Here is a 17,848-nt window from a genome sequence, read left to right as displayed (position 1 = left end):
TCCTCGCGCTGGCCGCAACCATCCAGCAGCGCACCCGCCCCACGAGGCCCGAATCCCGATGACGAACGCACGCAAGAACGGCACCACCCCGGAACCTGATCCCGACTCCAGCTCGGTCTCGAGGCGAGCAAGTTGGGGCGGAAGCGTAGCTTCCGCCGAACCCGCCCCCTCGGGAGCGGGAGAGGACCTGCACCGGGGGGCGCAGGTCCTTGAGGCTTCGACCGGGGGCGGATCGAAGCCAGGGCAGGAGGAGAAGCAGACTGAGCCGCGTGTACGCCGACAGCGCGCTCCTCGCGCCCGTCAGCGTCCGCGCCAGTCGCCCGAGAAGAAGCGCCTCCACCAGCCCAACACACGTTTCAATGATGATGAGTTCGCCATGATCAAGTCCGCCGCCGCCCAGTGCAATCTGTCCGTCGCCGGGTTCCTCGCCCGCTCCGCGCTCGCCGCCGCCCGCGACGTCAACCGCACCAGCGCCGAGATCGCCGACGAACGCGAAGTCATCACAGCCCTGTTCGACAGCCGACGTCGGCTCGGCTGGGCCGGCAGCAATCTCAACCAGGCAGTCAAGGCGCTCAACTCCGGTGCAGACGTTCCTCAACTCGAAGCGGCCGTCGCCGCCGTACGGCGTGCTGCCGACACCGCCCACGAAGCCGCCACACGGCTGATCGAGCACCACGGCTCATGATCCCCAGCGTCAACCCGTCCGGGTCGGACACCAGAGGTCTCCTCTACTACCTCTACGAGACCGGCAAGTACGAGGATCACACCGACCCCCATCTCGTCGCCTCCTTCGACGGCATGTCCCCCGACCCCGGCCGCGACCCGAGCGCCACCCTCACAGACCTCCAGCAGCTCCTGGACCAGCCCGTGATGGCCCTCGCCAAGCACGCCCGCCCGGCCAAGCACGTGTGGCACACCTCCGTACGCGCCGACCCCGGCGACCGGATCCTGTCCGACGAGGAGTGGGCCGACATCGCCCGCCGCATCGTCGCCGCCACCGGCATCGACCCCGGCGACGGACAGCCCGGCTGCCGCTGGGCCGCTGTACGCCACGCCGACGACCACATCCACATCGTCGCCACCCTCGTCACCGAGGACGGCCACCGCCCCGACGACTACCGCTCCGGCGCCCGCGCCCAGGCAGAAGCCCGGCTCATCGAGAAGGAACTCGGCCTCCACCAGGTCGCACCCGGCGACGGCACCGCAGCCCAACGGCCCACCAGCGCCGAACGCCACAAAGCCGAGCGGCAGGGTCGCGAGCGCACCGCCCGCGAGGAACTGCGCGAAACCGTACGACGGGCGGTGGCCGGCGCGAGGAGCGACGAGGAGTTCTTCGACCGGCTCGCCGCCGCCGGCCTCCTGATCCGCAAGCGCGCCGCTCCCTCTGGCGACCTTCTCGGATACAAGGTCGCCCTGCCCGATGACCTGAACAAGGACGGCGAGCCGGTGTTCTACCCCGGCGCGCGCCTGGCCCCCGACCTGTCGCTGCCCCGCATCCGCGAGCGCTGGGCCGGTGACGCGCAGGACGTTCCGGCTGCCCGGCGAGAGGATGCGATCCGTACGGGGCCGGGCAGTCCGGCCGCCGCACGCCGCGGGACGGCCTCGGCCGTGTGGCAGGCCGTGCTCGTCGTCGAGCACGGCGAGGACGCGGTCGCCGCCGCCCACATCGCAGCAGCCGGCGAGGTCCTGGATGCCCTCGCGAAGACCTCCGCCGCCCACACCCGCCGCGAACTGCGCGACGCTGCAACGGCTTTCGAACGGGCCTCGCGCGCTCACGTCCGCGCCGTGCGCGGGAACGATCGAGCCCTGCGGCAGGCCGCCCGCGACCTCGTTCAAGGCGGCCCGGCCCTCGGCCGCGGCGAGGACGGAGCCACCACGGCCATGGCCATCGACATGCTGTTCTTCCTCATCACTGCCGCCGCGCACTGGCACGCCAGGAAAGGACACGCCCAGCAGGCCGAGGCCGCTACCCGGGCCGCCACGCACCTGCGCACCGCCTACCAGGCCGCCGCCGCCCAGCCCCTGGGCGTGCTCTACCAGCGCGGCCGACGCCTGAGCCGACCGATGCTCCAGCGGCAGACCGTGCTGCTGCGCGAGGCGCTGCCGGAGCTGGCCGAGCAGATCCTCGCCGAGCCCGGCTGGTACGCCCTGGCGGCGACCCTCGCGGAAGCCGAAGCCGCCGGCCACGACACGCCCGTCCTTCTGTCCGACGTCGCCGGCCGCCGCGAACTCGGCACCGCGGACTCCGTCAGCGACGTGCTCGTGTGGCGGATGCGGCGGACCGCCGACCTTCCCGCCGACGCCTCCCACCTGCCCGAGACCAGCACCGCAGGGCGCCGGTCCGCAACGCGCGGGACGACCACCGGGCGCTCCGCGCCCGGCAGGCAGCGCAGCGGAGAGGACACATCACGTAAGGCCCGGTAAGGCCGCTGGATGCCGGCACGCGGCCTCAGCGCATCACCGAGAGAAGGGACAGCGCCACCGTTCCGCCCGCAATCCACGGCATGGTCGTACGCCACATCGAACCTCGGTGGCGACCAGATCCGATGCGGATGCCGTCGGCATCCGTGCACCCGCAGGACGGACGGGCATGGTGCAGGTGAGGCGAATCGAGCCAGTAGGCGTCGCGAAGTTGAGCGCTCGGGGGAAACGATGACGCGTGATCGGGCACACCGTTGCACCGCCGCCGCTCCGTACCAAGACACGCATCGTGGCCAACTCGTCATATGGGCAGCCGAGAAGCCCGAGTACCCCTGCCGACCTGGCCGGAGGTGACTGTGGACTTTGTGAATTGAAACCGCCGGAGACGTGGGGCACGATCATGAAGCGCGCAAGACGAGGTGACGAGGTAAAGGAGGACACCAGGGTGTTTCACCGGATACGCCGCCGGGCCGAGGAGCCGAGCGAAGCTCAGAGGCAGTTCGCCGAGCTACATGCACGGCTGCAGGGCCAGGTCCCGCCCGGCTTCGGAGTGCCGGCACCTGAGCCGGAGCCCGCCGAGCCGGCCGCCGTCGTGGACGACTTCCTCCCGCCGGAACTGCGCGTGCCGAGCCACGACCAGGTCGACGGCAAGATGATGCCGTGGAAGCAACCCCTCGTTCTCGAAGGCGAGATGGCCGCCTGCACCGAGTGCGGCGCATACCGGGACTGGCTCATCCTCTCCACCCGTGGCGAGATCTGGCTGCGCTGCCGGGCAGGCCACCAGCAGCAGGAGACCCGCATCGACACCGCCTGGTACAACCGGCACTCCGGACCGGCGGACGCGACGCACGCCACGTTCGAGGACTGCCTGCGCCACCTCGGGCACTGACCACCACTCCTACGACCCCACCGGGCCCGCAGGCCCGCACTGACCACCCGTCGCCTAGCACCAAGGGGTCAGTTCCGTCATGCGCGTTCGCGTCGCCACCACCGCACTCGGCATCACCGCCGCCCTCCTCGCCCTGCCCGCCTGCGCCACCGACACCACCGGGGCCGAGCACCAGACCCCCTCCTCCCGTACGGGAAAGCCGGCCGACGCCGTCCAGAAGCCGACCGCGCTCTCCTCGGCCGCACTCGAGTCCCGCCTGCTCGACCCGCGCGACCTCGGCAGCGGCTACCTTCCCAAGCCGGAGCGTCCGGCCCAGCACGACGACGTCAGCGTCATCGGCTGCCCGGCCCTGAGCGAGCTGGGCGGCGACGCGGCGACTGCCGGCACGCTCGCCTTCCCGCACAAGGCGAAGGCGGACTTCACCTACGGCGGCAGCTCCTCGGAGATCTCCGAGGAGCTGTACAGCGACAGCGTGAAGAAGCTCTCCGACGGCATCGACCGGATCTTCGACGCCATGACCGGCTGCCCGACCTATCAGGTCGTCGCGGGCGGCACCCCGGTTGACGTGACCTCGCAGAAGCTGCCCGCACCCCACGTCGGCGGTGACGAGCAGTGGAGCCAGCTCCTGACGTTCAACGCCGGGGGACGGAGCACCGTGGTCAAGCAGACCGCGATCCGCGACGGCAACCTGCTGCTGGTCGTCTCCGGCTCCCCGGCCCTCGTCGACCGCCACCTCGACAAGGCCCTCGACAAGGCCACGGCAACGAGCTGACCTGCCCGCCTGCCCCCCTGCGCTGCTGCCTCCGACCGCCATGGGTCGGGGGCAGCAGCGCGTCACTGGCTGACGCGCTGAGCGGCGCGAGCGGCTCGGCCCGGTACCCAGGGCACGGACCTGGCCGGGCTATACGTAGAGCACGTTCGGGTTGTGACTGTGCGACCCATAGCCGCTGGAGGCGTTCACGAGCAGGTACGCGCCCTGGGGAACGTGCCAGGTCCAACCAGGCGTCCTGCTGCCGCCCGGTATCGCACTGTCACGACGGCTTTTGAGCCACGGCGGCCGTCCTGGTAGCCCCGCGTCACCTGAAGGAGTTGCCCCTGCCCGGAGCTGCAGTGCTGCTGGAAAGCCTGCCACTGCGCCGCGAGGGCAGCCGTGCGCTTGCGGCGTGAAGGGACCGTCAACGCGATCGGCACGGCAGCAATGAGAGCGATGACCATAAAGGCGCCGGGGCCGGGGAGCATTGTCGCATCCTGCATCGTTCCGTCACAGGGCGGCAATCCATCCTGGGCATCGAAGACCCAACGGCCCTTCACCCAGGAAGCAAGAAGGTCCGGCACCCCGAACTGGGAGGGTGCCGGACTGGGATCGTCGAGAGATACGAGCGGGACGTTAGGTGGCCGGCGCGCGCAGAAGGCGCTCCTGGGTGGCCTCGGGCACCACCCGCCGCAGGACCGGTGCGGTCGAACTGATGGAGGCGGCGAAGGCGGCGACGAGATCGTGCGGGACGCTGGCGGCGAACGATGCCGCCCACAGACACGGTGCGCCGAGCGCGGGCTCGGCCCACGCCTGCCATCCGGCCGGCCCCGTCTCGTCGTCCTCGGCGGATAGGACACGCGGGTCGGCGTCCTGGATGAGGGGCGGGACCTCGCCGAGGCTGATGTGCGAGGTGAACGTCGGGTCCGTCGCTGCCGCCTGGGGCTGGTCGACGTCGCGGAACCATCCGTGGGCGGCGACGGCGTCCAGGACCAGCTCGGCTCCGGCGAGGGGCACCGTGGGCTGGTCGCTTGCGTCGAGCGCGACGAGGAAGTCGGCCACCGCCTCGCCGGGGACCTCGCGGGTGAAGTAGGCCGACCACTGGGCGAGCGGGCTGCTCGCCTCGGCGCGGGCGGAGATCTGCCAGGCGATCGGCAGCTCGCCCAGGTGGAACGGCTCGTCCGCCAGGCCCCACTGGGCCCATCGCAGGGCATCTGGGCTGATGTGCAGGACGGTGCTGCGCAGGACCTGGCGGTCCTCCGGGGCCTCGTCCAGCTCATGACGTCCGCGGACGATCGTCAGGCTCGTCCAGCCAAGGCCGGCGAGCGTGTCGGCGACGACGTCGTAGAGGCGCCCATCGTCACCAGCCAGGTGCCGGGGGCCGACCCAGAACGCGGGCTGGCCGCCGCGCGGCGTGGACGAGTCGAGTGGGAAGTCGGGATACAGGGGCGCCTCCAAGCGCTCGGTGCGTATCTAGTTGCCGCTGGCGCGGCGGCGGGGGCGGCGCGGGGGTGCCTGAATTGGGCCCTGCCACGTCAGCTCGATGGCGACCTCCGGTGGCAGGTGTCCGAGCTGTGCGTCCTCGTCACGCCCTTCAGCGAGGTAGACGACGGTCCGGCCGGTCTCGTCGACCGACTGCAGGACCTGCGCCAAGCGGTGGGCCATCGGGAAGAACGGGTTCATGGCCTGGCGGACCGGAGCATTCGGGTCGCAGCCGGACAGCAGGTCGATGAGATCGCCGACGGTCATCTCCGGGGACGTCACGAACAGCCTCCTGGGGTGCGGGGAAACGGGGCGGTGGAGCGGGCGCCGTTCGGACGGCCAGCTCGCTCACAGGGCGGGCATTATCTGTCGGTGTCCGCGCTGTCAGAGGCGGCGTGAGGTCTCCAGCACGCGCGCTACGGCGGCGGCAACAATGTCGGCCGGCGTCTCGGTATCGAACGACAGGTGGTAGCCGCGGACCTTGGCGGTGCCGGTGACGGCGATCTTCCATCCCTCGCCGTCCGTGTCGGGGCGGCCGAGCGGGAACCAGCCGAGGTAGAACCTGCCGTCCTTGCTGCTGACGTGCACGTCCGCGCGGTCATCGACGATCAGGTGGAAGTCCTCGGCGGAGAACTGGTCCATGACCAAGGTCGGCTGACCGGGGCCGAGCTGCCACTCCCGCAGTCGCAGGGCTTCGACGGTGGTGGAGAAACCAGGGCCCGAAGGGGCTACAGTCACGGGCAATCACCTCTCTGACCTGGGGTTTCTTGCAAGGTCGTCTACGTTGACATGCCCTCGCACTCGTTGGCCAGTCTTTCCGGGATCTTTCCTGTCTGCCCCCGGTGAACTGCCCGATCACCACCTCGTGTGGGATCTCAGATTCCGTGGCCGAAGTTCACGACCAACGGCCACCCAGTGGCCGATCAGCCGCAACCAGAGACTGGTTGGTTAGACGGGCGCGGCATGGATCAGACGTCACCTTGGGAAAAGACAGTGACGGTGTCAGGGTCTGCTCCTATCTTCAGACCATGACCGTCACCGCACGGCGGGAGCTGGTGAGCCCGGCGACCCGCAACGCCTTCCGCTCTCTGGCCACGGACCTGACCGTCCGGATTGTCGCCGAACTGTGGGAGGACCACGGATTCGCGCCCATCCCGCCAGATGAGCTGAAGTACCAGGACTCAGGCCAGCGGCGGACTGAATTCATGCTCTACGCGGAGGGCGTGGACTGGTCGGATCCGAACCAGGTTCGACGTGTACTCCTGGTCTTCGAGGACTTCATCCGCGCGTACCGAAACCCGGACGATCAGGGAACTCCGAAGTGGCTTGACGACATCAGGGTCCGCTTGGAGCGGGACGGCTGCACTCTCGATAAGGAGGGGAGGATCTCCTGGTCCAACCCGCCAGTGCTGGTCCGCGACCTCAGCACCCTGAGCGACGCCTCCGGCATCACGATTGAGTTGGAGCGCATTCGGAGGGACCTGACCACCGATCCCCATGGGGCCATCGCCGCGGCCAAGCAGCTCATCGAGGCAACGGCGAAGACCGCTCTTGGGGAGCTGAACATCGAGGTCGACCGGAAGGCGGCGCTCCCAGCCCTGATCAGCACGGTCCAGAATGCGCTGAAGCTCGACGCTGGCTCGGCTCCTGATGGGCCCGACGGCAGCAAGGCCGTGAAGAGAATCCTTTCGGGCTCGGTGAACATCGCAGTCGGCGTCGCCGAACTGCGCAACCAGGGCTTCGGCAGCGGTCACGGTCAGGCGAGCGCACCGTCTGGGCTTGGAGTGCGTCATGCCCGCCTGACGGTCAATGCTGCAGTGACCTGGTGCGAGCTGATCCTCGACACGCTCTCGGACCCCGCCGCGCCGTGGCGCAAGACCAAGGTCTGATCACTTCGCGAAGAGGGCTAGGTATCGGGGTGGAGCAGATCGCGCCACCGGCGGGCGTGACTTCAGCTCGCCAACTTGGACCTCCCGCCCACCGGTCCCGGCGGGCCGACTACACCCTGAGAAAATGCCCCGGCCGTGAGTGTCGGCGACGGGTGAATCGTGGTTCTGGATCACTTTTAGTGCCGGGGCCACGGAGGGTCACCACAAGCGCGATCATGAACGGCCTCACGCCGCGAGGAGGACCCGCTTGCGGAGCAGGTCGAAGTTGGCGCGGCCGAACATCTGCCGCTTGATCATCTTGATTTTGTTGTTGTGGCCTTCGACGGCGCCGGAGCTGTAGCGGAGGCTGAGCCCGGCGACGACGGCGTCGAGGTCCTGGCCGAGGCCGTTGACGAAGCCGTGCAGGGCGGGCACGTCGTCAGCCTGCACGCCATCCATCCACTGACCGAGGTCCTGGCCCCGACGGTCGTTCATCAACTCGGCGAAGGCCCGGACGTGTTCGGCGGTTCGGTCAAGGGCGGGGCAGCGGGCGAGAATCTGCTTGAGCTGCTGGGCCTGGTCGTCGTGGAGGCGGTCGGGGTGGCGGGTGATCCAGCTGGTCACGTCGCGCACGGACGGCGCTTTGCGGGGCGGATCGTCGTGTGGGAAGGCTTCGCGGAGCCGTTGGACGTACCTCTTCACCACGCTCTCGCCGCCGGGATAGCCGCGCTCGCGGACTTCCTCGAACAGGCGGCGGGCAACGGTGCAGCCCTCCGACCACCGCTGATGCAGGAAGGGTTTGTAGGGGTCGAGGATGCTGGTCCGGCCGGTCCACCGTCCGACCAGGAGCTCGTCCGCGGTGGCCGCATTGGCGAGGCGACGGACGGTGTTGCGGGCCAGGCCCAGTCGGCGGGCGATCGGCCGCAGGCCGAGCCCCTCATCCAGCAGGGCGTGGACGGCCGCATGCTGCTCGCGCACCCGGTCGGACAGACGGCCCGACTGCCGTGGTTCATCCGGGGAAGGCGGCGCAAGCTCCGGGCTCTCCAGGGGCTCGGCGGCGCGGACCGGGGCAGTGTTCTCCGGCTCGCGCAGCAGGGCGCGGTGCTGGATGACCGTCTTCTCGACGGCCTCCGCCAGGTTTTTCCAGATGTGCCACCGGTCCGCGACGTGAATCGCGTCCGGGGCGCCGAGTCGTCCGGCCTCGGCGTATGCGGTGGACCGGTCACGGCAGATCACCTCGACGCCGGGGTGGTCGGCGAGCCAGGCGGCCACCGTCGCGGTGGCCCGGTCGGGCAGCAGATCGATGGGACGGCGCGTGTCGATGTCCACCAGGATCGTGCCGTAGTTGTGTCCCTTGCGCAGAGCGAACTCGTCCACCCCGAGCACCCGTGGCGTGTGCACTTCGGGCTCCGGCAGACGGCGTATCAGCCGCAGGAGCGTCGACCGGCTCGCCCGGACCGCGAGCGTGTTCGCCAAGCGGGCGCCGGCCCGGCCCGCCAGCGTCATCCCTACCTGTTGCAGCACCGTCTGCAGCCCGGAGCTTCGCCTCCCATGCCGGAACGTGAGTCCGTCGACCTGCTCGACGAACGTGGCCTGCCGGCAGGCGCGGTCACGGCAGCGGAACCGCCGGACCTGTAACTCGATCAACACGGGACGCCCGGCGACCGCAGTATCGGCAAGGCGGCGCACGTATCGGCTGTGCACCCGGCCCGACACCGTCCCGCAGGCGGGACATGCGGCCCGCTCCGCTGATGCGCGGGCCCGCACGACCACCAACTCGCCGTCGACCACTGCGTTTTCGATCACTACGCCTTCGACCTGGTGGAACCACAGGTCCTGGAGGAACACATCACCCACGGCCGTTTATGATCGCGCTTGTGGTGACCCTCCGTGGCCCCGGCACTAAAAGTGATCCAGAACCAGGATTCAGCCGCCGCCGACAAGTGAGACGGACCGGCTGTGCCATCAACTTGAGACAGCGTAAGAGTCCTTCACTGACTTCGTCGGTGAAGGAGCCCGTCTCGGGATCGAGAAGGACCTGGGCGGTCTCGTACAGTTCTTCGGACTCCTCCTCCATGGCCCAGAAGGCGTTGCGGCCTCGGTCGAGGTGCACCCGGTAGAACGTCACGTACCCGCTGGGGCCGACCAGTTCGTGCCCCGCGGCGCAGGTGCGTCGGCGGTGCAGGACGGCAACGTCCCAGCGCTCCAGCGTGTCGGCCTGCAGTGTGTCCCAGAGTTCGTCGTCATAGGAGTGCGCAGGTGCAGCTCGAAGGGATCGCCGGGGAGCGAAGAGGGGTCGATCACTGCGGCAGCGTAACGAGGTCCGCCCGCGTTCGTGGACGCCAGAGCCCCCGGATTCCAGGCTGTGGAATCCGGGGGCTCTGAGTCGTGGAGGGGGAGTGCGGGTCAGCTCTCGGGGGAGTCGTCGGTGGGGCTGTCCGTGCGGCTGCGGCGTGCCAGGAGGAGAGCGCCTCCTCCTGCTGCGATCAGCACCGCCGCGCCACCGATCAGCCACGGTGTGGCGTCGGCTCCGGTGTGGGCGAGGGAGCCCGTCGACGTTTTCTGCGTGGAGTCCTTGACCGAGGTCGCGGCGACGGGTGAGGAGTCGGGCTCCGGTGTGTCGCTGCCCGAGGCGGAGGGCGTGGCACCTGCGGTACCGCTGTTCGGCTTGCCCGGACTGGACGGGGAGTCGGTGGGCCTGTGCGTCGGCTTGCTGGAGGGGTCAGGCTTCGGGTCGGTGGCCGTCTTGGCGTTGGTGACGGTCACCGTCACCGGGGCGCCGGGACCTGCGGTAAACGTCTTCGTCGGCTTGTGGAGGTCGTAGCCGGCAGGAGCCTTGATCTCCTTGACCCAGAACTGCGTCCTGCGGCTCGACACGGGCAGTTCTCCGGAGGCGGCGCCCTTGGTGCCGGTAGTCAGGGTGAGCAGCGTGGAGGTGCCGGTGCCGATGTTCACGGTCGCGCCGGGCAGGAGCCTTCCGGTCTTGTCGTCCTTGGCCTGCAGGAGGACCTTGGCGGCCTTGAACGGGTCGGTGATCGTCAGCCGTGTGGTCGCGCCCGGGGTGACGATGACGTCCTGATCGCTGACAACCTCGTGGAGCGGGCTGCCGGAAGCCGTCTGCTTGAGCCGGTAGACGCCCGGCGCGAGGTCGGGGAAGGTCAGCCTCCCCTGGACGTCGCTCTGTCCGCGTGCGGCTTCCTGGCCGGCGGAGTCGAGCAGCAGGAACGCGGCGCCGGGCAAGACGTCTCCGGCCGTGTCCTTCGTAGTGATCTCGACGCTGCCCGCGTCCGAAGCCGGTGTCGCGGCGGGAGCGGCGGAGGCCGAGGGGGTCGGTTCGGAGGGCTCGGCACTCGCGGCCGGCGCCCAGCTCAGGGTGCTGGCCGCGACAGCGAGGGCAGCAGCAGATCGGACGAGACATGCGTGCACGGGGAAGAGGACTCCTTGATCGGTCGGGGGAGGTCAGCGGGTGCGGCCGACGACTGGGGTAGCCGGCTGGGTGGGAGTGCTGCGCGGGGTACGGCCAGCCGCCCGCCTGGGCTTGGACGCGGCCCAGGCGCCGGGGAACCAGACGGCGGTGTACTGCTCGATGGCGTCGCGCAGCCCGGTGGTGACGGCCCCGTCCCACGGCGGGCGGCCAGGGCGGTGATAGGTGTCGAAGGTGCCGTACTGCTTGGTGTTCGGCCGGGTATTGGTGGCTTCATCGCGGCGGTGGAAGGTCCCGTGGTCCACGAAGCTGAGCGCCACCGCGTCGATCTCGCCGCGTTCCGGGTGAACGACGGCGACACGCAGCCCTCCGTAGGTGTCCGCGTGGATGGTGCGGGTGAAGTCGATCCGCATCCGCAGCGGTGCATCGGGGATCGGGACAGCGAAGTAGGTGTTGCCAACAACGGTGTGGTCGTGGAAGGGAAGGCACAGCTCGGCGAAGAACTCGGCGGCTTGCAGGGACAAGAGAGGCTCCGGTCGAGGTCTGGCTGGTCCTACAGGCGCGGGCCGGGCAGGGCCGGTCGGCTGGTGGTGCTCCAGCGCGGGACGCTGGCCGCGGGCAGCGCAGCCGGACGGCGGGAGGAGACGGCCCGCTGCACGTCGAGCGGAGTGGGAGCCGACGGGCCCGGCGGGAGGATCGGGGTGAGCTGGGCCATCCCCTTGATGTAGCTGGAGGTCAACTCGCGCCACCGGGGCAGGGGAGCCGGATCGGCGACGCACTCGGTGACGGCGGTGAGCAGGGCGACCGGGGTGTCGGTGCTGGCCGTGGCGTACCAGACGGGCCGGTCGATGGACTTGCCCGCCCACAACTGCCAGCGCGCGTCGCGCGTGGTCAGTTCGGCTTCCGGATCGAGGTCGCCGGTGGTGAACTCCATGCCGGCGAGCCCATCCGGGGCCTGGACCGCGAAGACGCCCCAGCGCGGACGGTCGATCTCCCAACCCTGCTTCAGAAGCGGCACGACCGCGAGGAAGGGATCGTGCTCGTCGATGCCGGAGATCGGACGAGCAAGGTAAGCATCCGGCCCCTGCTCGTACGCCGTGGCCAGCATGGTGGTGAACGCCTGGACAAACTCGGTGGGAACGCGGTCGTTAAAGCAGACGCCCCACGCCGGCGGTCCGAAGGAGTCCTTGTAGGCGTTGATGCGCCAGAGCCCGTCGTCCTCGCCTTCGGGCAGGTAGCCCAGGCGCACGCGCCGGTCGGGAGCGCTCACGTACACGTTGGAGTCCTCGTCGTACCGCAGGTCCCAGCCGAGGTCGAGCAACGGGGCGAGGGCGGGGTCGCCGGCTCCGGTGGTGGAGGCGAGGTGGCGCGGGGAGACGTAGACGTCGCCGTCGATCTCGTGGTGCGAATCGGGCTGTGAGTTCATCGGTCTGCCCTCGTGGTGACGGTGATCTCGTCGGCGGCGGTGTCGAGGCGTTCGGTGACCTCGGCGGTGGTGCGGCCGGTGACGATGTAGAACCCGGCCCGGGCGGTGAACAGGTCGCCCTCGGGCGACAGGACGAGCTCGTCGCCGATCTCGCGGATCCACTGCACCTGGCGCAGCCAGGGGGTGTGGGCGGCGAAGGGCTGGTTGATGTGCCGGGCGGTCAGGGTGCCGGAGGTATCCGGGTAGAGCATGCGGATGCCCGCGGCCCCGCTGCGAGTCGGGGTGAGGTCCGGCGCTCGGCCGCAGGCGAGGTCGGCGGCGGCCCGGGGCAGGTCTATGCCGGTGGCCAGACGGACAAGGTGGCCGATCATGTCGCCGCCGATCCTGGCATTGACCTCGATCAACCGCGGCCGACCGTCCACCAGGCGCAGCTCGACGTGCTGCACACCGTCGGTGATCCCCAGGGCCTTGACCGCAGCAGCGGCGGCCGGGGCGACCTGGGCCAGGAGCGGGTCGGCGGCATCGACGGTGTGCCCGGCCTCGTCGAAGTACGGCGCGGGGCCCAGGTGCTTGCGGGTCACGGCGACCGCCGTGGTCGCTCCGCGGTGGGTGACGCATTCGACCGAGAATTCCGGCCCGTCAAGGTACTCCTCGACCAGGACGCCGGTGTCCTCGCGACTGCGGCTCGCACCGGCCGAGGCGAACGCGAACGCGGCGGGCAGTTCTTCGGGCCGGTCGACGCGGATCACTCCGATGCTGCCCGCGAAGGCCGCGGGCTTGATGACCGCCGGCAGGCCGAGGGTTATCGTCGCCAGGCCGGCCTCCAGTAGAGTCCGCGCCCTCATCGAGGCGGCCGAGGGCACCCCATGGCGGGCGAACAGAGCCCGGGCGGTGGCCTTGTTGCGACAGGCCCGCATCACCTCGACGGACGTCGAGGACAGACCGAGCGCGCGGGCGAGACGGGCGGTGGAGACGAGGTGCCACTCGTCCCAGGTGACCACGCCGGCAAGGTCATGGTGCTCGGCCAGCGCCCGGCCGCCGGCGAGCACCGCTGCGGGGTCGCTCAGATCGACCACGGTGTGGTCGACGATGAACGGCTTCTCCCACGACGGCTCGGTGCCGGTGAGCAGGACGACGTCGTACGCGGCGGCCACCTGCTCCAGGCAGTAGCCGCGGTAGGTCTCGTCGCCAGGAGAAACGACGAGCACGAGAGGACGAGCGGACAAGAAGAGGTTCTCCGTATCGGTGGACGGCGGGACGAGGCAAGAGAGGGGTGTCTCAGGCGGCACGGCGGCGGCGCAGCTCGAACGCCGCAGCCCAGTGAGGGTGTTCGCTGATCAGGCGGCGGGCGTAGAGGGCGGTGTAGTTGTTGTTCAGTCCGGCGACCCCATGAGGGAGCTGGCGGCGCAGGTCCTCGAACAGGTCCTTCAAGCTGACCCGGGTTGCGCCGGCGGCCAGGCGGCGAGCGGCCATGCGCTCCAGGGCCCGGTAGACGTACGGGTTGTGGGCGTCGAAGGCGTGGAACTGCTCGGTGATGGTGCGACCAGTCGCGCGGTGCGATCCAAGGGCGGCAATGGACATGAAGTTCTCCACAGGCTGGGGACGCAGCAGGGTCAGGTGCGCAGGGCGGGATCGGTTCGCAGGCGGGCGAAGGCGCAGAACAGACCGAGGGCCTGCAGCGCGGCACAGACGGTGATGACGTGGCCCAGCGCGGCGGGCGGAGTGAGCGCGGTGAGCACGCCGGCGACGGGGAAGGGCAGCAGGAGGATGAGGATGGTCGCCGACAGGGTGCTGCCGAACTTCTCCGGAGGGATCAGGCGGGCGCGCAGGGTGCGCAGGACGACCGTCATGCCGCCTTCGCCCGCCATGAGGACCGCGACCAGGACCAGGTAGGACTGGTAGTCGGGAGCCTGGGCAGCGGCGAGACAGCCGAGCGAGGCGAGGGCGGCGCAGGCGGCGCCGACCGGCCACAGGCCGAGGCGGTCGAGCGCGAACCGGCAGAGCGTGACGCTGAGGAGCGTCGCTGCGGCAGCGGCGGACCAGACGAGGCCGACTGCGGTGGTGGACTGCCCGAAGTGCTTGACGACGATCACGGGACCGGCCGCTTGAAGAAGGCCGGTGGCCAGGTTCGACAGGGTCAGCCCGGTCACGAGCCAGCCGAGCGCGGGAAGCGAGCGGATGGTGCGCCACCCCGTGAGCAGTCCGGCCCTGAACCTCCCCTTCGGCGCACGGGCCGGTGCCACGGGCGAGTGCGGAGTTCGCAGGGCAAGCAGCGCGGCAAGCAACGAGAGCACGGTGATCACCGCGAGCATCAACGGCGGACCGGCAAGCAGGAGCACCCCGGCGAGCGCCGGACCGGCCAGGGTCGCCGTCTGGTCGATACCGAGCAGGACGGCCTGGACACGGTGGGCCCGCCGTCCTGTTCGGCGGCCAGCGGCAGCGCCCGCGGTCTCGGCCGCGATATAGCTGAACTCGGTGAGCACGCCGGTCGTCGCCGCCAGCACCATCACGGTCGCGCTCGCCACAGTGCCGGATGGGTGGAGGTGGAGCAGGACCGCGCCGGCGGCGAGGGCCAGCGCCCGGCCCAGGGAGGCCAGGTGGAAGACCATCGCAGCACCGCGCCGGTCGACAACCGATCCGGCCCACCCGAACGCAGCCAGCCGCGGGATCCACTCTAGGGCGAAGGCTGCGCCCGTCAGCGCGGCGGAGCGCGTCGTGGCCAGGACGAGCAGCGGGATGCCGTAGGTGGACATCGCGAACGCCAACGCGTCCGTCGTGCGCGGTAGGTAGATGCTGCGCATCAGCCCGTCGGTGTGGCGCGCGTGCCGGGGTGTGACCGCTTCGCTCACGCGACCGGCTCAGGTTCGGACACCCTGGCCACCTGGAGGTTGTCGGCCAGCCACTGGATCAGGAGCGTGCGGAGACGGGCCAGGCCCGCCTCCGCTCCGTCGGCGCGCTCAGTGATGAGCGATGGTGCCAACAGGGCAAGGACGTGCCGAATGCGGCTGCTGAACTCGCAGACGGGGGCCGGGACGGCGTGACGCCGGGCCCAGCGGGCCATCGCGTCGTACAGGCCGGCCAACTCCATCCCAGCCTCAGTCAGTTCCAGACCGGTGCCGGGCGCGATCCGGATGAGACCGTGGGTGCGGGCCGTGCCGGATGCGCTGCGCAGTTGGTGCGTGGAGAGGTCGGGCAGGGTGCCGGCCAGCCGTCGCGGCGGTATGGCGCCGTTGTCGTCGATCTCGGTGACCAGGCGGACCAAGGGCCGCGAGGCGAGCAGTTCGACAGCGCGCTGCGCTTCGGCAGAGGTAAAGGGGGTGCTCATCGGCGCGGGCCTCCCGCCGGGACGGCTGCCTTCGGGCGGGCGGTCGCAGCGTGCGAGAAGAGATCCCCGTTGTGCCAGACCGGAGGAGACTGGGGTGTCCGAGCGGGTGGGAGCGCCGTGGGGGCCGGCCGAGACTGGCTGCTGATCCACGGCCTCGGCGCGGGTTTCGCCTGCGGGTGCCCCCAGACCGGGTGCCGGGCCGCCTGGTCGAGGGGCTGCCCGGCGGCCCACGCGGATAGGGTGCCGAGAACGGGGCTCAAGCCGTCGCCTGCTGCGGAGAGCCGGTAGGGTCGGCCGGTGCCCTTGGTGTGGACGAGGCCGTCGGCGACCAGCTGCCGCAGCGGCGGGTAGATGTTGGTCCAGTCGCTGCTGGGCATCACGATCCGGGCCAGGGCCCGCCCGCTGACCTCCTGGCGGGACTTGAGCACCCACAGGATGGCGGCGGCGTGACGCCGGGTGAGCAGGGTGAGGCTGTCCTCGATCTGCTCGATCGCGGGCAGCGTGCGGTCCGCCTTCTCCAGGTGTTCCTCGGCCCAGGTGACGATCATCGGCAGGACCGGCAGCAGGGCAACACCACGGTTGGTGTGGCCGTAGGTCACGTGCCGTGAGGTGTGTTCGGTGCGTTCGACGAGTCCGGCGTCGCACAGCGCCTTGAGCTTGGGGTGGAGCTGGCCGTTCTGCAGCCAGGACACCTTGGCCGCCAGCTCGCTGTAGCGCAGCGGCGGGCCGGAGAGGGCCAGGAGGATCCTCACGTTCCAGCGCGGGGTGATCATGGCCAGGGCCTCGGTGACCCGGGCGATGTCGGCGTCGGTGTCAGGGGGCAGAGCGGTGATGGCCAAGGGAGGAACTCCTGGGTGAACGAAAGGGGGATGGCCTGCGGGTCAGCGGCTGTGCGCCGGGCTCTGCGCCGCAAGAGGCGGAGCTGGAGCAGGCGGCGAGGGAATCGGCGGGGCCGGCGTCGGGGCCGGGATGCGGGCCAGGCTTTGCAGGACGGCGGCGACCGATTTGGCCTGGACCTCGCGGACGGCGACGGCTTCGGCGAGGCGGCGTGCACCTTCGAGGAAGGGGGAGACCTCGTGCGGGCCGATCTGCCGCTCGGGGTGGATGAGCCGGGCGAGGTGGTCGCGGTGGAAGTCGATGCTGCGCTCGGCGAGGGCGAGATCGTCGTGCATGCCGAGCAGGGCGGAGAGCATGCCGGGCGGCTGGGCCTGGGCGTGGGCTTCGAGGTCGGCGAGCGGTGCGCCGTACAGGTCCTCGATGCGTCCGGCTATGTCGGTGGACGTGGGGTGGGGCAATCGAGGGCTTTCACGGTCGGCGGGCCCGGGCCGCCCCGGCACGCGGGGGTGCCGGGGCAGCGGACGGGGGCAGGGTTGCGGTGGCGCTGAGCGGTGCCGTGCGGACGGACCGGGCCTGCTGCGCAGGCGGGGGCATGGTGCGCAGCAGCTCGCCGAGGGCGGCGCGGTAGCCGTCGCGGGCCTCCAGTGCCGCGTCCAGCCACTGCGCGTCGAAGCGGAGCCTGTCGGCCGACAGTTCGCTCATGTCGCGGTCGGGATCCATGTCGGCGTATACGCGGTCGCGGACACAGGCGACCTGCTCCTCAGTGAGCGCCAGGAAGGACCGCAGCTCCAGGGCACGGGTGAACGCTGGCGAGGCATCGTGGCCGGCAGCCGCCTCGTACAGCTCGGGTACCGGCTTCCCGAAGACCTTCTGCAGGTCGCCGTCCATGGTGCTGGCCTTGTCCCGGCTCATCGGGCGGCCCTCGTCGACCGCCACGCCGTCGCCGGTGCGGCTGTACTCGCAGGCCGGTTGGGGGCGCTGGTCTGCACCGCTGGCCCGGTGCGGGGCCGAAGACGGGCGAGGCGCTCTGCGGCGAGGTCCTTCTTCCCTGGGGCGTCCGGGTCGAGGAGCCATCGCACGACCAGGGCCCGGCCGTCGCGGGCCGTGACGGCCGCGTTCACCCGGTGAGCGAGGCCCATCGTAGGGTCGTCGACCTCGCTGGGCTGAGTATGCAGTGCAGCGAGGAGGTCGTCCTCCGCGCGCTCCAGCACGGCCTGGGCCTCAACGAGAAGGCCGTGCCACTTGACGACGTCGGTGGCGTCAGGGTTCGCGGTCGGCGCGGCGGCGACCGCGGCCTTCAACTGGTCCATGCCCATGTCGAAGCGTGCTTCGATCCGTTCGGTGAGCACGCCCACGACATCCGCAGAATCCTCGGACATGCCGTCGGACAAGGGGGATCTCCTGTTCTGGATAGGCCGATGCGTA

General features: G+C 70.4%; 20 protein-coding genes. 5 read left to right on the top strand and 15 right to left on the bottom strand.

Going from position 1 to position 17,848, the window contains the following annotated elements; all coding sequences use genetic code 11:
- The first annotated feature begins 58 nt into the window (after positions 1-58).
- From OG381_RS49710 to OG381_RS37140, 4 genes are all read left to right on the top strand, one after another.
- Positions 59-685, top strand: coding sequence for a plasmid mobilization protein (locus OG381_RS49710; protein ID WP_443061961.1), 627 nt, complete (start codon positions 59-61; stop codon positions 683-685).
- Positions 682-2,424: a relaxase/mobilization nuclease domain-containing protein gene (locus OG381_RS37150; protein ID WP_327720355.1), complete on the top strand. Its 1,743-nt coding sequence runs from the start codon at positions 682-684 to the stop codon at positions 2,422-2,424. Before OG381_RS49710 ends, OG381_RS37150 begins: the two co-directional genes overlap by 4 nt.
- A 442-nt stretch (positions 2,425-2,866) precedes the next feature.
- Positions 2,867-3,310, top strand: a complete 444-nt coding sequence (locus tag OG381_RS37145) for a hypothetical protein (RefSeq protein ID WP_327720354.1) — start codon at positions 2,867-2,869, stop codon at positions 3,308-3,310.
- 79 nt (positions 3,311-3,389) lie between these two features.
- Positions 3,390-4,082, top strand: coding sequence for a hypothetical protein (locus OG381_RS37140; RefSeq protein WP_327720353.1), 693 nt, complete (start codon positions 3,390-3,392; stop codon positions 4,080-4,082).
- A 615-nt stretch (positions 4,083-4,697) separates the two neighbouring features.
- Here OG381_RS37140 and OG381_RS37135 read toward each other — a convergent pair.
- The 3 genes from OG381_RS37135 to OG381_RS37125 form a co-directional block, all read right to left on the bottom strand.
- Entirely contained in the window at positions 4,698-5,519 is an 822-nt protein-coding gene (locus OG381_RS37135) for a DUF317 domain-containing protein (protein ID WP_327720352.1), read from the bottom strand.
- 15 nt (positions 5,520-5,534) lie between these two features.
- Positions 5,535-5,825 (bottom strand): hypothetical protein, encoded by a 291-nt coding sequence (locus tag OG381_RS37130; protein WP_327720351.1) that lies wholly within the window; start codon positions 5,823-5,825, stop codon positions 5,535-5,537.
- A gap of 102 nt (positions 5,826-5,927) precedes the next feature.
- Positions 5,928-6,281 carry a DUF317 domain-containing protein gene (locus OG381_RS37125; protein WP_327720350.1) on the bottom strand — a complete coding sequence of 118 codons (354 nt, stop codon included), beginning with the start codon at positions 6,279-6,281 and terminating at the stop codon, positions 5,928-5,930.
- A gap of 290 nt (positions 6,282-6,571) precedes the next feature.
- Between OG381_RS37125 and OG381_RS37120 the strand changes: the two genes are divergently transcribed.
- Positions 6,572-7,432 carry an abortive infection family protein gene (locus OG381_RS37120; protein WP_327720349.1) on the top strand — a complete coding sequence of 287 codons (861 nt, stop codon included), beginning with the start codon at positions 6,572-6,574 and terminating at the stop codon, positions 7,430-7,432.
- Positions 7,433-7,657: 225 nt separating this feature from the next.
- Here the strand turns inward: OG381_RS37120 and OG381_RS37115 are convergent, their stop codons facing one another.
- The 12 genes from OG381_RS37115 to OG381_RS37060 all read right to left on the bottom strand — a co-directional run bounded on the left by OG381_RS37115 (position 7,658) and on the right by OG381_RS37060 (position 17,814).
- Entirely contained in the window at positions 7,658-9,268 is a 1,611-nt protein-coding gene (locus OG381_RS37115) for an ISL3 family transposase (RefSeq protein ID WP_327720348.1), read from the bottom strand.
- Between the two features lie 549 nt (positions 9,269-9,817).
- On the bottom strand, positions 9,818-10,837 hold the full coding sequence (locus OG381_RS37110) for a SpaA isopeptide-forming pilin-related protein (RefSeq protein ID WP_327720347.1): 1,020 nt from the start codon (positions 10,835-10,837) through the stop codon (positions 9,818-9,820).
- Positions 10,838-10,870: 33 nt separating this feature from the next.
- Positions 10,871-11,359 carry a hypothetical protein gene (locus tag OG381_RS37105; protein ID WP_327720346.1) on the bottom strand — a complete coding sequence of 163 codons (489 nt, stop codon included), beginning with the start codon at positions 11,357-11,359 and terminating at the stop codon, positions 10,871-10,873.
- A gap of 29 nt (positions 11,360-11,388) precedes the next feature.
- Positions 11,389-12,261 carry a DUF317 domain-containing protein gene (locus OG381_RS37100; protein ID WP_327720345.1) on the bottom strand — a complete coding sequence of 291 codons (873 nt, stop codon included), beginning with the start codon at positions 12,259-12,261 and terminating at the stop codon, positions 11,389-11,391.
- Positions 12,258-13,487 (bottom strand): ATP-grasp domain-containing protein, encoded by a 1,230-nt coding sequence (locus tag OG381_RS37095; RefSeq protein ID WP_327720344.1) that lies wholly within the window; start codon positions 13,485-13,487, stop codon positions 12,258-12,260. The genes OG381_RS37100 and OG381_RS37095 overlap by 4 nt, the downstream gene beginning before the upstream one ends.
- A gap of 52 nt (positions 13,488-13,539) precedes the next feature.
- Complete coding sequence (locus OG381_RS37090; protein ID WP_327720343.1) at positions 13,540-13,842, bottom strand: hypothetical protein; 303 nt, start codon at positions 13,840-13,842, stop codon at positions 13,540-13,542.
- 32 nt (positions 13,843-13,874) lie between these two features.
- Complete coding sequence (locus OG381_RS37085) at positions 13,875-15,110, bottom strand: MFS transporter (protein WP_327720342.1); 1,236 nt, start codon at positions 15,108-15,110, stop codon at positions 13,875-13,877.
- The gene (locus OG381_RS37080; RefSeq protein WP_327720341.1) at positions 15,107-15,586 is read right to left on the bottom strand and encodes a regulator; all 480 of its coding nucleotides are present in this window, start codon (positions 15,584-15,586) and stop codon (positions 15,107-15,109) included. Before OG381_RS37080 ends, OG381_RS37085 begins: the two co-directional genes overlap by 4 nt.
- Entirely contained in the window at positions 15,583-16,425 is an 843-nt protein-coding gene (locus OG381_RS37075) for a winged helix-turn-helix transcriptional regulator (protein WP_327720340.1), read from the bottom strand. The genes OG381_RS37080 and OG381_RS37075 overlap by 4 nt, the downstream gene beginning before the upstream one ends.
- A 42-nt stretch (positions 16,426-16,467) precedes the next feature.
- Positions 16,468-16,881: a hypothetical protein gene (locus OG381_RS37070; protein ID WP_327720339.1), complete on the bottom strand. Its 414-nt coding sequence runs from the start codon at positions 16,879-16,881 to the stop codon at positions 16,468-16,470.
- A gap of 10 nt (positions 16,882-16,891) precedes the next feature.
- On the bottom strand, positions 16,892-17,335 hold the full coding sequence (locus tag OG381_RS37065; protein WP_057617377.1) for a hypothetical protein: 444 nt from the start codon (positions 17,333-17,335) through the stop codon (positions 16,892-16,894).
- Positions 17,332-17,814, bottom strand: coding sequence for a hypothetical protein (locus OG381_RS37060; RefSeq protein WP_327720338.1), 483 nt, complete (start codon positions 17,812-17,814; stop codon positions 17,332-17,334). Before OG381_RS37060 ends, OG381_RS37065 begins: the two co-directional genes overlap by 4 nt.
- Positions 17,815-17,848: the final 34 nt, after the last annotated feature.

The sequence above is a fragment of the Streptomyces sp. NBC_00490 genome, assembly GCF_036013645.1.
Lineage (GTDB): Bacteria > Actinomycetota > Actinomycetes > Streptomycetales > Streptomycetaceae > Streptomyces > Streptomyces canus_F.
The sequence above is the reverse complement of the archived record's forward strand: the minus strand, read 5'-3'. Positions and strand labels throughout refer to the sequence as shown.